The sequence below is a fragment of the Yersinia sp. LJYL362 genome, from assembly GCF_048323875.1.
In genome coordinates, this window is record NZ_JBLWEX010000202.1 from 1 (window position 1) to 15,938 (window position 15,938).

Sequence of the window (15,938 nt, forward strand, 5' to 3'; positions counted from 1 at the left end):
GTTGCCATTGCTTATCCTTGCTCTGAGTAAAAAGTAAAATAGTGCTGACTGGCCAGATAGTCATTTGGAAACTCAATCATATAAGCTGTTATCTGGGCGATAGGCGCACTCAGGGGCAATTCACCTATGCGATATTGGTCAATCAGTTGAGCTAACGCCTGACGCTGAGTAGAGGTGAGATAAGGTCGGAAATAGCCCTGCACATGCATCAATACATTGGTATGGTTCGCCACTGTTGGAGAATGAGAGAGTAGCTGTAGCAAACGCTGGCGATACTCAGCGGTAAATTCAATCAGTGATGACCATTTATCCATTGACGCAATAAAAGGCCCAATTTCACGGTATTCCGGCTGTGAATGTGCCAATAACACTAATTTATAGCGACTATGAAACGCCATCAATTGGCCTCGAGTGATACCTGCTGTGCATAGCGCATCAAGTTCATCGCGCGCATGGCAATATGCAAGACTCTGTTTCATCTGATTGTTTTGCGCCATCTCATTCTCCAGCAACTTTGCTATGTCGAACAATTTATTTCATCATAACAGCTGTCACTGAAAAGCCGTGGTATTGGTTGATATCTTTATATAAAAGTACCTTGTGTGAGTCATAAACAGCTGGACAATAAAAATGCCACTCAGAGTTAACTGAATGGCATGGTGAATTTATCTACCGCGCACTATCAATAGGCTTTATCACTACCCCGCATGCTGAATCGTGTTAGCCCACAGCCCGGCTATCTGCTGTTGCATTCGGTTATCCATCTGCCCAACCAAGCTGGATGTTCCATCGGAAACAGAGAAATTGTTCATATTATCAATCAAACCATCAACGGCCGAGTCTGTCAGGGCCTCATAACCACCAGGTGAGCCATTGCTCCCTTTATCACTGACGACAATCGCGGCACGTTTGTCATTAAAGTAATCATTAAAGGTGACTGAACCGACGCGCTCAAAATCGCCCTGTGCCGAATCATCAGCCACTGGCCGCCTGACCAAAATGGTTAAATTATTTTCACTGCGCTGGAGCCACAGGTCACGCCAACTGACATTATTAATCAGAATCTTATCTTCGCGGCTGATATCGGTAACTGCACAATCAATCACTGAGGTGCTGACGACAAAGCTATCAACCCCGTCCTGGCCTTGGAAGTTGTTCTTATAGCCGCCGAGTTCAAGAGTATCCTCACCGTTGCCGCCATAGAAATCACTGTATTTTGAAATAACATCGGCAATCAGATGATCATTCCCATCTCTGCCCATAATGATGCTCGAGTAGCCCATCAGTTTTATCGTATCGTTACCTTCATCTCCTGACGCGGTATTTTCATTCCCCAAAACGACACAGTGGTCATCGCCTTGCCCTAACTCAGCAACGTTAGCATTGCCCATCAGGACAACGTAATCCTGCCCTTGATCACCATTAACCTGATTATAGTTACCCGCCATGACGGCATAGTCGTCCCCAGCCCCCATATTGGCAGTTCCAGCCTCGCCAAAGAGGAATGCTTTATCATTACCCGATCCAAGCTCGGCATGATTAATCCGCCCGGCAAGAACCGCAGTGTCTTCACCAACCCCGCCAAACATCGTATTTTCACGGCCCATCAAAACGCCAGTATCATTGCCCTGACCACCGGTGAAGACATTGGAAACTCCGGTGCCATAAAAGGTATCGTCTCCCTGGCCCCCCCAGAAATTATTATTGTCGCCCAGATAGGCACCTAAGTCGTTACCATGCCCGCCGAAGGTGAAATTGTAATTCCCCAATGACGCATTCAGGTCGCCATCGCCACGTAAAAATCCACTATTACGCAAGAAATCGAAAGTTTTTTCCTCCATATTAAGCAGATCTTGAGCCATATTCTGTTTCAGATTATCGACCATATCCGCCATTTCAGTTTGCTTGTCTTTATTGAAGAGCGTGGCAAACAAGTTAGGTAAATTAAGGGAATTGAAACCAAATGGCTGATCTTTATTTCCCGCAGGTTGGGTAGTTGTGGATGCCAATCTATTAACAGTCGCTGTCTCATCGACTTCGGTTGGTGCCTTATCTTGCAAACCATGCGCTTGGGCGAAAGAGGTAATCGCATTTTCGCCCATATTTAAATTCGCTTTTAAGCCATTGAGTAATTTCTGCGGATCACTCAATACTTTCAGTTTCTCACCACCAAACTCAGCCACCACCTCGAGCATTTCTTTTAATATTTTTTCTCCATCGATAGCTTCGCCAGTACGGGAAATAATATTTCCCTCAGCATCATAATCAACACCAAAAATATCACCTAACGTCATATCACTTTCGACTAACGATAATTTATGGAGTAACTTATTTTTAATCTGCCGTGGCAGATCCGTAGGGCTATAAGTCATCGTCGTTTTAACCCTGCCCGATTGGGTAACCTGCTGAGTACTGATAGCAAACAACGAACCCAAATTAATATCCATGATCGACTGGATATTATCGCCAAAAGTAAAGTTCCAGTTACTGTTGGTGACAATAATATCGGCCCCTTGGCCAGCGATAGCAATATTAAACACCATGGTGTCATTTAACTTGCGTAATTTATCTGCTTTAGTAGTTTTTGCTTGATTGCTATTTGTTGTAGCAGCTGGCTTGCTGATATATTCATTATATTTTTTGTTAAACATCATAGTAAAATCATGCTGCAAGCCACGACTACTACGAAAATCAATAGATCTATTAATCAGTTCAGGATCTATTTCAATCAGATTATTATAATCTACACTGCTGCTACTGTCTAACAGCGATAAATCGTTGAGATACTGCCTGGCGCTAGAGGGCGTCCATTGCTGATACTGGGCTTTCAGCCAATTATCACCATGCCCTTCATTGGCAATATCTTCAAGTGTTACGCAGATTCGTGTCGCACCATCAAATGGATTAACCAATGGCGGGGATAGCACGGTTTTTTCCGTCATAAATATCAGATCATTACTGTGACCATGGTTAAAGCTAATATTGCGGGTACCCATAAACACTTGTACGCCTTCAAAGGCCTGATAACCGCCAATATTAACGCTGTGTTTACTCATACCATCACCAATATGGACCATGATATTATTATCACCAAATACTAAGGTTTTAAATCCTCCATTGCCGACTTTTATCCCTAGATTTGAGGTGCCCCAATTGATCGAGGTAAATTCATCATCACCAATCTGAATATTGATATTACCAGAGTAACTTACCGCCTGATCTTTATCCGTTGATTGAGGGGCAGTTTCAATCCTTGGTTTTGTTTCCGGCGGGGTAAACTCTTCAGTATTACGGCCAATAGCCCCCGTCGCGGGTAAATCAACGGCCTTGGCCCCAATGCGATGAAGATCAATTTCAGATTCATTCACATTGTTATTGACGCTTTCGGAACTAGTCACTATCTCCCCATCTTGATTAAAGCTAAATTTAACTTTATCTTCGCTTGCTTTATGCCTGAAATTACCATCAGTATCCTCGGTTAATTTACGCCCTTGCGCATCAATAAGAATACGAGAACTGCGTGCGCCAACTTCAGTATGGATATCTCTATTATCTAATTCTCTCAGCAACGATTGGGCAAAGCCTTGCTGTTTATCCTTATTGACCAGAGAGCACCCTACCAGGCTAATATAATTTGGCGAGCTTTTGATGCGATAATCACTATCGATTTTATCTTTAAAACATTTAACTCTTGCGGCTAAGTCAGAAGCAGAGTCATTAGCCATGGTTTGATTACCTTGACCATTATTGCTATCACGCCCATGGCCAACTAGCTGCCAACGGATATTACCTTGCAATGAAGTCGGATCACCCGATATCAATCGGTACTGCCCATCGGAATCAACCTGAACCAAAATTGAACCTGGGTGCTTGGCCGCTAAATTAGCCGCCGCTTCAGCGGCAACAGGGTCGTTTTCTAGCTGGACAATAATTTGGGAATGGTAGCGAGTGGTGTTATTCGTCTGGCCATCCTTCACTGTACTACTATCCCATTCATTGACTTTTAGGGGGTTATAAACATCATCACCCAAAGTTTTTAAGCGGGATAATGGTATGGTTAATACTTCTTCAGCTTGCCCCTGAGGATGATTATTAACGAACCGAACACTGTCTTGGTCCGCAATCATAAGCAAATGTCTATTGCCATTTAATTTATTTATATTACCAATGTAGGGTATTAGTTTATTGGTGGCGCTAGCAATATCAGATTCCTGCACCTGAATACGGTGCGTGAAACTATTTTTTTTATCTGATAATTCAATCGTCACTGAGTCTACATTTAAGTTATTATCAGCATCTTTACGTGTGGTAAAGTCAACTACCTTGCCATTAGTTTTTTTATCAAACTTAAATACAGCCCCGGAATTCTTAAACTCATTAATTATAAACGCATCCTTCTCTCTGCGCCACGAATCCCAAACACCATCAACTTTTTTAGTTTCTTTATTTGATGTATATATGTTAATTTCTAAAGAAAAACGCTGTTCTTTATCATCATGCGAAGCATATGAGTTTCTATTTTTTGTAAAACCATCCATGAATTTTTTAAATGATTTATAATCATGAAATGAAACACCGCCATAATTAGGTTCAAAGAAAGACCAAATATGTCCACTTTCTTTTTTATGAATAGCGATAGCCATAGCATGTTTTTGAGATTGTATTGAAACAAATGTATCCTCTGTCGGATTTTCTAGTTTTTTCATCGTATCAACATAGCCCACTACATCTGGCTTAAGATCATTATAATTATTATCCGTTTTTAATCCATGTTTCGCCAACTCCCCGCCATATTCCTTATTAGCTTCGATATTCTGCTGTTTAAGCTGCTCAATCATCTGGTTAGATATATTCACAGGACTTGCTGTCTCACCGAAATGACTTAATATTCTTTCATCAAAATCTGTTTTTTTTGTTATACCATGCTGAGCTATATGTTTATTCAAATCACTAAGGTAGTCTTTAGTATTAACTTCTTTATTTATATATCCTTTCCCGAAACGATCAATGATAAAATCAACATATCTAGGTGTGTAAAAAGACTGACTTTTGTGCATTTTTAAAGTACTGAGTAAATCTTTCTCTCGCATTGTTTTATCATAACTAAGGGAAAAGCCATTATATATCTTTCTAACATTACTATTAATGATACTCTTAGCGTTTTTAGGATTCGCCTTATTCAGGCTTTCAATGTAAGAAAAATAGTCTTTTGCTCCCTCCGGTCCGTAATTACGAGCTGCTATCATATATTTAGCCGACAATCCGAAACAAATACCAGAGAACATACGCACTGCATGTTTTCTGCTTCCATTCGTCACATGCTGTTTACCTAAATTATAAATATCCCTCGCTCTGGGCAATAATATTGCCGTAGTTTGTGAGAAATCAAAAGATAGCGCTTTATCATGTTTGTTATGAACATATTTACCCATTCCCTGCTTACGAACCCAATTCATAAAAGATGAATGGGGAGCGGTAGGGAGTGGCGAGTTAGATATGCCCACATAGTCAGTATTGCTGTTTGCAGTAGCCCTTAACGGTGAAATATTCGGTATTTTATTGCTAATTCGCTTGTCAGCCACAGCCATAGGATGGCTGTCAGGTATAGAACCTTCAACAGGAGAAATATCCGCATCAGAGACGACTTTAACATCGGTGTGGTAGGCTTTTTGGCCTTGCTTCAGACCGCTGCCCTGAGCTTCCTTTCTATCATTTGGTGTATCACCTTCACTGCGTTGAACGCTTTTAGCTTTTTTTGACGCCTTTTCAGCCTCGTTATTAGCATCATTAAGATGGTCATCACCACGACGTTGAGCGCTATCGACGTCTTTTAGCGCTTTTTTATGCGCTTCATTCGCCTCGTTATTCTGCTTCTGAGCGTCTTTTTTTCTTTTGTCAGCCTCTAACTGAGCAGTAGCTTGTTCAGCATTAGCTCTCTCTTTATCCTGCTCACCTTTTGCCAGGGCAGATTCAGACCGAGCAACCGCTTCATTTACCCTGGATGCGTACTCATTAACTTTAGCTTGGGACTTATCTATATTTTCATGCGCGCTGTTAACTGATTTATTCAGTTTTTCGTTGATATCCTGCAAAAATTTTCCGGCAAAGTGTTGTCGGTAGCCTTCTCCCGCCCCGGTATTCTTATCAACAGAAATATCATTAATACTCTGGCTTATTCGTTGCTGTTCAGTGACTAACTCATTTGCCTGTTGCTCCATTTGTTTCTGGTATTCGGCACCGGTGGTTGCCAATTCTGCTTTATCCGTGCCCTCTAGTTGCGACTGGATAACAGATGCATTTTCCGTGTGTTTTTCCTGATGGCGTTGAAGCTGCTGACTATCCTCCTCTGCCCGCTTTTTATCCCCATCCACTTTATTCTCAATATCAGAATGCGCAGTAGAACCCTTAACATCATTGCGTATTTCCGTATTATCAGAACTCCCCAATGCCTTTAATGCATTATTTTCCGCACGACCTAAATTGGGAGTGTCTATCTTAGTAAGATTATTACTTTTAGCATTAAAATCATAAGCCCCGCTGCCAGGCTCAAATTTGCCAGCTACCACATCCTCATTTAATTTGAAGCCATTAAGATTCTTGATCTCAGGTAAATTGAAACCACCATGGCCGTTACGGAATCCCGTCGTCTGCCCCTCAGTGCCATTTACCAGATAGTCAATTGCCGGACTACCAGCCCGGCCCAGTAGATTTTGTTTTATATTACCAAATAATGTTGCTAATTTATTACTCTGTGTATTACTGGCGGCCACAGATAAATTATAATAATCTCCATTACCCACTTTAACAGAAACATTATTACGCCCATAGGTTGCCACAACAGACAAGCCATCACCAATATTAACATTAATATTGGCTTTGCCCTTCATCACGGCAACATTTAATCCATCACCCACCTTGGTGTTAATATTATATTTCCCCCAGGCGGCATTCACTGAAGTGCCATCGCCAACTTTAGTGTTGACATTGGTATCACCATAAACAGCGGTAACATTCAATCCATCACCAACATCTGTTGTTACATTCACTTTCCCTTTAGCTACCGTTATTTTTTGCCCCTTACCGACGGTAGTAACAATATTGTTATCTGCCAATAATATATTATAAGCATCGCCATCACCCACTTTCGTCACAACATTATTATCGGCCTTTGCCACAACCACATTTCTGCCGCTGCCAACCGCAGTAATAACATTCTGCTTACCCCATGCGAAGGTATAATTATCAATATCCCCCACTGCACTGATAATATTAGCATCACCTTTTGCCACGGTGACTTCCTGCCCCTTTCCTACTCGGGTAATAATATTACCTTTACCTTTGGCGAAATTATAGCGTTCCCCATCACCAACCTGTGTAATGACATTAAACTCTCCCCATACCGCGTTGATACCAATACCATCCCCCACCTTACTAATAATATTCCCTTTTCCTTTAGCAATACCAATAGTCAAACCATTACCAACATGGGTCATAATATTGCCGGTTTGGGAAATTAATAAACCTATAGTGGTATCATCACCCACCTTAGTGAGAATATTACCTTTTCCGTGCAAGGCAACGGCGGTGACGCCAGTGCCCACATGTGTGATCACATTTCCTTCAGCTTTTGCCAAAACACCCATAAAACCATCACCGACTTTAGTAATGATATTCCCTTTCGCTAAAGCTATTCCACCAGTCACACCGTTACCAATATGGGTCATCACATTGGCTTCGCCGACCATAATAGCGAGTGCAGTGCCATCGCCAACCTTGGTCATTACATTCAACTTACCAATGAATATACCAATACCTATAGCTTCATTTTTATGATTATTTATCTGAGAATAAATATTAACATTGCCAACCATGACGCCAACCGTTAAGCCTGAACCTACTTTGGTAAATATATTCGCCTTTCCGATCATTAATGCAAAAGTTTGCCCATTACCAATATGGGTCATCACATTAGCAACACTGATCATAGCTGCTAATGTCGTGCCATTACCCACTTTAGTGAGAATATTCCCCCCTTTAGCCAACATTAATGCAAAAATTTGGCCATCACCTACTTGGGTTAAAATATTTCCTTTAGCAATCATTAAGGCTAAAAGATCACCGTCACCAACCTTCGTTATCACATTGCCCAAAGCAGCCATTAATACATAGGTATTACCATTGCCAATCTGGGTCATAATATTACCGGCGGCAAGCATAGCTGCAATCGTGGTCCCATTGCCCACTTTAGTATAGATATTTCCACCGCCAGCCATCACACCTAAAGTCTGGCCATCCCCCACATGAGTAAATATATTCCCTAAGCCAAACATAATACCGTTAGTGTTGCCATCACCGACTTTGGTTAGAATATTGCCACCACCCAACATTATTGCATCGGTCTTCCCGTTACCAACATGGGTTAATACATTCAAGCCACCGGCTAGAATAGCCTGCATATCGCCGCGGCCTTTCTTAGTCACAATATTGGCCGCTGCTACAGTAATAACCATTGTGCTGGCAGAATGTTCATCATCGCTGATATGGGTGATGATATTCCCCAAGCCAAGGGCCACGATGGTCAAATCGCCCTGCCCAATACGGGTTACCACATTGCCACCACCACCGACGACAGAAAACAGTGACCCTTGTCCTTTTTTGGTCAGCACATTTAAACCACCAGCAGCAATCCAGAAAGCCTCTCCATCGCCAATTTGAGTATGGGTATTTAATCCACCTAGCATCTTCACAATACTATTTCCATCACCACTGTGGACAGAAATATTACCCAAAGCGGTCAGTGTGACATCATATTGACCATTTCCTAGACGCACCATGACATTAACTGCACCACCAGCATTAACTTTCATGTCCCCTTTTTGACTTTTATGCACTAATACATTAGCCAGCCCACCGCCGTTAAATGTCAGGTTACCTTCACCGCCACTCTTAACAATAATATTGGCTATCCCACCACCGGTAAAATCGGTATTACCTTTAACTGCTGCATGGGTGATGATATTTGCTGCACCGCCACCTTTAAAAGTAACATTTCCAGTAACAACATCAGACTCGATAACATTGGCAATACCTCCCCCTTCAAAATTTATATCATCACTTGGGTTAATTAAGTTCATATTTGTGATATTTAATACTGCACTAGGTTCTAGTCTATTTAATTTTTTATCTACCATAACCTCTTCATTAATGTTAAATGAAACACTGTCAATACTCGGTACATTGGCTATGTTTACAACGCGTTTATACTGACCAATATCAGTAGAGCCAGTACGTTCTACTAATCCATCAGGAATTTTATTTATTTTAACGTTGGGACGAGAACCACGTCCTCTTGGTACGGTACGTTTATAAGGTATAATTTTCATTCCCTGACAGGGTGTCAATATCCTCTTACCGTCAATATTGACATACGTAGAAGCATCACTTATTTCAATTTCATAAATATATTTACTACTCACAAAATAATAAGCACCTGGCTTACCTGTTGATTTAATTGCCGAGAGTAAGTTACCATCTGAAAGCTTAATTGCATTTAATGTTAAATTATCCTTTTTTAAAAGTAGTTCATCTTCATATTTCAACAGTATGCTGTCTCCTCCCAACCATTTTTTCGGCAGCTCACCTGAATACTTAGTTTTTATCTTTGTTGCTTTAAAATTATAATCAATATCAACCAGATAATTATGTCCGTTACTATATTCAGACGTTCTATGCCAATGGTTTGTTACTCTATCAAACACAGATATAGTTGTAGTTTTTTTAGTTTTTACATCTCCTGTTTTTTCATCCTGAAATAGGTACACTTTAGTCAAAGCTTTACAAGTATAACCATCATGGTTATACTTGTGTTCATATAAATAGTAATCCTCCATTTTTACAGCACTAACTTTATCTGTGCTAATACCAAGCTTTTCATTTTCAAAGCGAGCATCTCCTAAAACAATATCGTCTAATGTTAACTTGCCATTAGTACCATAGCTTTTTGATTTACGAGTAATTTTATTATATGCACCTATAGCAAAAATATTCATGTTGCCACTGTTTCCAGTGTGGTTTATAATATTAGCACCGGCAACTACAGTGGCATCAATATCACCGTCTCCCTCCTTAATGATATTCATTGCACCTGCTGCACCTTTCACGGTTAACTTCCCCGTAGTATCCAAAACCTCCAGATATGCTGCTCCTCCTTTTATCGTATCATCACCGCTCCCAGCTTCGACCTTTGCAGCAATAGATCCGACTAAAATATCATCATCTCCGCCACGGGCATATATCATTCCACCAAGGCCTATCGCATCAATATCATTATTGCTATCATCGCCATTATAAACACCGGTAAAAAAATACTCTGCACTTCGATTAGATGCTTTACTCATGATACATCCTTATTAAGTTAAATTTTAAACCATTGGATTTTGGGTTTATCTGAAGAACATTGTTTATTGAGTTGCCCCCTAATAGCACACACCCTTTCGCCTTTCCTGGAAAAGTGAATATTCCTACGCAAATCATTCGCCATTATTTTGGCATGGCCATAGGGCGCGATCATTTCTGGAATAAACATATGATTGCCAGATTGCCAATCGCTTTTTTTAATATCGCGCGCACCTGACAGTATTTCATTCATGTTTTTTTCAGATAGAAATGCCCAATTACAAAATGCCAGCGGATTGCCCTGTTCGTCCGTATAATAACGAAATTGGTTTAACGTAATTGCCGGGTAAATTTGCTGAAACCACTCCGAAACGAAATAAGCTCTATGCAACGGAGAACGCTGTGTTAACAGCATTACTCCGCCCATTATTTCTTGTATTTCGGATGATTCTAGCGATATAATTTTATTATCACGTTGAATCACCAATCTACATCTCCATTGATTGATATTTTATTTTTTATTTTCTTCTCCATTACTTTCAATTACCAGATTCCCCTCCTCATTGCTTTCTTCATTGCCTTCCTCATTACCACCCGTCGGTAATAAATTGGCATTAATCATATTGTCAATTTCCTGCTGCATTCGCGGATCTTCCAGCATATTTTTTACCATTGAGACCATATACATAAAGCCCGATGCTGGCATATGAATAACCTGTTTTAATTCAAGCTCGTTATCGTTTTTAGCCGCAATACCCTTTGCCATTTGCTGCTGATTTTGGCTAACAAAGTAGAGAGAAAAAACACCTTTGTTATAGTTGACTAACGATGTTGTTTGTACGTAAGTTTCCATATTTCATCCATATCAGATTAATTAATAATATTAATGTTAATTAGCTAACCATACCTAGCAAGGTTATGATGCATGATAAGGGGGGCTGGTTGAATGGATGAGAAATAGATAATAATGATATTAATTAAATTAAATCATATTAGTTTGATATTTAAATCAATATTTAATATGGATGTTTCAACACTCGTGGGGCCCAGCAATAAAAAAACCCGTGAATACATTAGGTTCACGGGCCTTAATTTAACTTATTTTTTACCACTACCTGTTAGCAATTCCCCTAAACGGGTAATTGCATTTTATCTCAGTAAAAATATTGCGGTGCCGTTTCTGACTGTGCCAACCACACCGGTTTATCACTGGTTTTGACCCAGACACGGTGCAAATAGCTATAAAAACGGGCGCGATCCTTGCGAAATAGCATGACAGGCAGCGCCAATAACCCCACCAGAATCACAGCGATACGGCGCAAGATCACTTGATGTAATGGGTATGCGTTGTAAATGGACATAATAACCCTCCTTTAAAACGCCGTTGTGTAACAGCTACCCCTATTAACCGCAGGCCTATTACCGCTGGCGTTGAAAGTAAAATAAACAAATTGGAAACTGAGCAAAATTTTACCGCATTGGTTGAAACTTTACCACTCATCCGACCACTCAATCGCACAAAAAAAGAAAAAAAATACCCATTCTGTAATTTTGTTACATCAAAGTTAATCGCAATTTATAATTTGTTGCACTGGCGTTACTGGAAATTTATCAATTAGAAAACTGGGTGTATTTACCCAAGGAATATCTACTCCGCTAACTCAATTGAATACTGCACACCGCCATTGAGTAATTTACACTCTTTTTTCGGTTATTTTTTGCTCGTTTTTATACTTTTTTTACACGCCTTCCCATTTTTTTATCAAGAACTTTTCTTACAACTTCCTAAGCTGTTGTTATCAAAAACTGAGTTATCAAAAACTGGGTTATCAAAAAACAAGACCTGTGGAGGTATATCGTGAGTGTCAGCATCATTTGTGGTGGATTGCTGGTTCTGCTGCTACTGGGCTATCTGGTTTATGCCTTATTTAATGCGGAGGACTTTTAAATGGCGGCATCAGGATTTCTGCTTATCGCCAGCTTTATGCTGGTGTTGTTGGTGCTAGCCCGTCCATTGGGAAGTTTTCTGGCACGCCTTATTGAAGGCGACCCCTTTATGCCATTGCAAAAAATTGAGGCCGGTTTATGGCGTTGTAGTGGAGTAAAAAATGTCGAGATGAACGGCTGGCAATATGCGCTGGCTATTCTCCTGTTTAACATTCTGGGCATTGCGCTGCTGTTCGCATTGTTAATGATGCAAGGTTCATTACCCCTGAATCCGGAAAATATGCCGGGGATGTCGTGGCATCTGGCACTGAATACGGCGGTCAGTTTTGTGACTAACACCAACTGGCAAGCCTATAGCGGTGAAAATACCCTCAGCTATCTCAGCCAAATGGCCGGCCTGACCGTACAGAACTTCCTCTCTGCCGCCACCGGTATTGCGGTTGCTTTTGCACTGATTCGTGCATTTGCCCGCCATTCGGCAGCCACATTAGGTAATGCCTGGGTCGATTTGGTGCGCATCACGTTATATGTCTTATTGCCGATTGCACTGATCATCGCTCTGATTTTTGTCAGTCAGGGAGTATTACAAAATCTGGATGGCTACCTGCATATCACCACATTGGAAGGCGTAAAACAGACCTTACCGATGGGGCCAGTAGCTTCACAGGAAGCGATAAAAATGCTGGGAACCAATGGGGGGGGCTTCTTTGGTGCCAACTCTGCCCATCCGTTTGAGAACCCGACGGCATTTAGCAACTTTGTCCAGATGCTGGCTATCTTCCTCATCCCCTGTGCCCTGTGCTTCGCTTTCGGCCAGGTGGTTGGGGATACCCGCCAGGGCCATGCGCTTATCTGGGCTATGTCACTGATTTTTGTGGTGGCGGTAGTGGTGGTGATGTACGCCGAGCTGGCCGGTAACCCCCATCTCATCAAGCTGGGCGCGGACAGCAATATCAATATGGAAGGTAAGGAATCACGCTTCGGTATTCTCGCCACCAGCATGTATGCCGTAGTCACCACCGCAGCATCTTGTGGTGCGGTTAACGCCATGCACGACTCCTTTACCGCGCTAGGTGGCATGGTGCCGATGTGGCTGATGCAGATTGGCGAAGTGGTGTTTGGCGGCGTCGGTTCTGGTTTATACGGCATGCTGTTATTCGTGCTACTGACGGTGTTTATTGCCGGGCTGATGATTGGCCGCACCCCAGAATACCTTGGTAAAAAAATTGACGTTTTTGATATGAAAATGACCGCGCTGGCGATTCTGGTCACGCCCGCAGTCGTGCTGCTTGGCACCGCACTGGCACTTTGCACCGATGCTGGCCGCGCAGGCATTCTGAACCCCGGCGCACATGGCTTTAGTGAAGTGCTCTACGCCCTCTCCTCAGCAGCCAACAACAACGGCAGCGCCTTCGCTGGCCTGAGTGTCAACACACCGTTTTATAACCTGTTGCTGGCTGCCGCGATGTTTCTGGGGCGATTCGGGGTGATTTTGCCCGTGTTGGCGATTGCCAGCTCCCTGGTGGCGAAGAAACGCCAACCGGCGGGCAACGGCACCCTACCGACTTCGGGGCCACTGTTTATCGGCTTGCTGGTGGGTACCGTGTTATTGGTGGGCGCATTGACCTTTATCCCCGCACTGGCCTTAGGCCCGGTCGCCGAACATCTTCAAGTTTGGTTAACACGTTAATTATTTTAACAAAAAGAGAGAATGACGATGACCCGCAAACAACGTGCAATTTTTGAGCCTGCACTGGTTCGCACTGCACTGCTTGATGCCGTGAAGAAACTGGATCCTAGGGTTCAGTGGCGTAACCCGGTGATGTTCGTGGTGTATCTGGGCAGTGGGCTGACCACCCTGATTTGGCTGGCTATTTTAAGCGGACAAACCACCGGCAGCGCCCTGTTTACCGGCAGTGTTGCCTTGTGGCTGTGGTTTACCGTACTGTTTGCCAACTTTGCTGAAGCGCTGGCCGAGGGGCGCAGTAAAGCGCAAGCCGAAAGCCTGCGTGGTGTGAAAAAAACCAGTTGGGCGAAAAAACTGTCCGCAGCTCGCTTCGATGCGCCACAAGAGAAAGTCTCTGCCGACAGTCTGCGCAAAGGCGATGTGGTACTGATTGAAGCGGGCGACACCGTGCCCTGCGATGGTGAAGTGCTGGAAGGCGGTGCTTCAGTCGATGAAAGCGCCATTACCGGTGAGTCTGCGCCGGTTATCCGCGAATCAGGCGGCGACTTCTCCTCCGTCACCGGCGGCACTCGCGTGCTGTCAGACTGGCTGGTGGTCGAGTGCAGCGTCAACCCCGGCGAGACTTTCCTCGACAGAATGATTGCCATGGTTGAAGGCGCGAAACGGCGCAAAACACCAAACGAAGTGGCATTGACCATTTTGCTGGTGGCACTGACCATCGTCTTCTTACTGGCTACCGCGACGTTGTATCCATTCTCAGTCTTTAGTGTTGAGGCTAATCAAGCTGGCTCACCGGTCACTATCACCGTGTTGGTGGCACTGTTGGTTTGCCTGATCCCAACCACCATCGGCGGTTTGCTCTCTGCCATTGGTGTCGCCGGGATGAGCCGCATGCTGGGGGCTAACGTCATCGCCACCAGCGGGCGCGCAGTTGAAGCGGCAGGAGATGTTGATGTGCTGCTGCTGGATAAAACCGGCACCATCACTTTGGGTAACCGCCAGGCATCCGAGTTTTTACCGGCACCAGGTGTTACCGAGCAACAACTCGCGGATGCCGCGCAACTCTCATCTCTGGCCGACGAAACACCGGAAGGCCGCAGTATTGTGGTACTGGCGAAACAGCGCTTTAACTTGCGCGAACGCGACTTACACAGTCTAAATGCCACCTTTGTGCCCTTCTCCGCGCAAACACGGATGAGTGGTGTCAATGTTCAGGATCGGATGATTCGCAAAGGGGCTGTCGATGCTATCCGCCGTCATGTGGAATCCAATCAAGGCCACTTCCCACGCGCAGTAGAAGATGCCGTAGAAAGTGTCGCGCGCACCGGGGGGACGCCATTGGTGGTTGCTGATGGCCCTCGCGTGCTGGGTGTGGTTGCACTAAAAGATATTGTTAAAGGTGGCATTAAAGAACGTTTTGCGGAACTACGTAAAATGGGCATTAAAACCGTGATGATCACCGGCGATAACCGGCTAACAGCAGCTGCCATTGCTGCTGAAGCGGGAGTAGATGATTTTCTGGCCGAAGCGACGCCAGAAGCCAAATTGGCATTGATTCGTCAATATCAAGCAGAAGGCCGACTGGTCGCAATGACCGGCGATGGCACCAACGACGCCCCCGCGCTGGCACAAGCTGACGTGGCGGTTGCGATGAACTCGGGGACTCAAGCCGCCAAAGAGGCGGGCAATATGGTGGATTTGGACTCTAATCCGACCAAGTTGATTGAGGTGGTTCATATCGGCAAGCAGATGTTGATGACTCGTGGCTCATTGACCACCTTTAGTATTGCCAACGACGTCGCCAAATATTTTGCCATTATTCCGGCTGCATTTGCGGCGACTTACCCGCAGCTCAACGCCCTGAATGTGATGCAGTTGCACTCACCGGCCTCAGCAATATTGTCGGCGG

At 43.5% G+C, this 15,938-nt stretch carries 8 protein-coding genes; 3 read left to right on the forward strand and 5 right to left on the reverse strand.

All coding sequences use genetic code 11. The features are described 5' to 3' along the window. Positions 1–11: 11 nt before the first annotated feature. From ACNSO8_RS10380 to ACNSO8_RS10400, 5 genes are all read right to left on the reverse strand, one after another. Complete coding sequence (locus tag ACNSO8_RS10380) at positions 12–497, reverse strand: YbgA family protein (RefSeq protein ID WP_172653853.1); 486 nt, start codon at positions 495–497, stop codon at positions 12–14. Between the two features lie 201 nt (positions 498–698). Further along, complete coding sequence (rtxA, locus tag ACNSO8_RS10385; protein WP_418394559.1) at positions 699–10,397, reverse strand: MARTX multifunctional-autoprocessing repeats-in-toxin holotoxin RtxA; 9,699 nt, start codon at positions 10,395–10,397, stop codon at positions 699–701. A 17-nt stretch (positions 10,398–10,414) separates the two neighbouring features. Beyond that, positions 10,415–10,879, reverse strand: a complete 465-nt coding sequence (locus tag ACNSO8_RS10390) for a toxin-activating lysine-acyltransferase (RefSeq protein ID WP_229712294.1) — start codon at positions 10,877–10,879, stop codon at positions 10,415–10,417. Positions 10,880–10,906: 27 nt separating this feature from the next. Further along, on the reverse strand, positions 10,907–11,248 hold the full coding sequence (locus ACNSO8_RS10395; protein ID WP_050160420.1) for a hypothetical protein: 342 nt from the start codon (positions 11,246–11,248) through the stop codon (positions 10,907–10,909). A 301-nt stretch (positions 11,249–11,549) separates the two neighbouring features. Continuing rightward, complete coding sequence (locus tag ACNSO8_RS10400) at positions 11,550–11,756, reverse strand: YbfA family protein (RefSeq protein ID WP_005163391.1); 207 nt, start codon at positions 11,754–11,756, stop codon at positions 11,550–11,552. A 497-nt stretch (positions 11,757–12,253) separates the two neighbouring features. Here ACNSO8_RS10400 and ACNSO8_RS10405 point away from each other — a divergent pair, with 497 nt between their 5' ends. The 3 genes from ACNSO8_RS10405 to kdpB all read left to right on the forward strand — a co-directional run. Then, positions 12,254–12,343: a K(+)-transporting ATPase subunit F gene (locus ACNSO8_RS10405; protein ID WP_019081162.1), complete on the forward strand. Its 90-nt coding sequence runs from the start codon at positions 12,254–12,256 to the stop codon at positions 12,341–12,343. Then, positions 12,344–14,032 (forward strand): potassium-transporting ATPase subunit KdpA, encoded by a 1,689-nt coding sequence (gene kdpA, locus ACNSO8_RS10410; RefSeq protein WP_019081163.1) that lies wholly within the window; start codon positions 12,344–12,346, stop codon positions 14,030–14,032. A gap of 27 nt (positions 14,033–14,059) precedes the next feature. Beyond that, the coding region (gene kdpB, locus ACNSO8_RS10415) for a potassium-transporting ATPase subunit KdpB (RefSeq protein WP_418394560.1) at positions 14,060–15,938 on the forward strand (1,879 nt) is incomplete at its 3' end.

Excerpts from the sequence above, each read along its gene's own strand:
- ACNSO8_RS10380 (WP_172653853.1), bottom strand. The coding sequence starts at position 497 with ATGGCGCAAAACAATCAGATGAAACAGAGTCTTGCATATTGCCATGCG.
- rtxA (WP_418394559.1), bottom strand. The coding sequence starts at position 10,397 with ATGAGTAAAGCATCTAATCGAAGTGCAGAGTATTTTTTTACCGGTGTT.
- ACNSO8_RS10395 (WP_050160420.1), bottom strand. The coding sequence starts at position 11,248 with ATGGAAACTTACGTACAAACAACATCGTTAGTCAACTATAACAAAGGT.
- ACNSO8_RS10400 (WP_005163391.1), bottom strand. The coding sequence starts at position 11,756 with ATGTCCATTTACAACGCATACCCATTACATCAAGTGATCTTGCGCCGT.
- kdpA (WP_019081163.1), top strand. The coding sequence starts at position 12,344 with ATGGCGGCATCAGGATTTCTGCTTATCGCCAGCTTTATGCTGGTGTTG.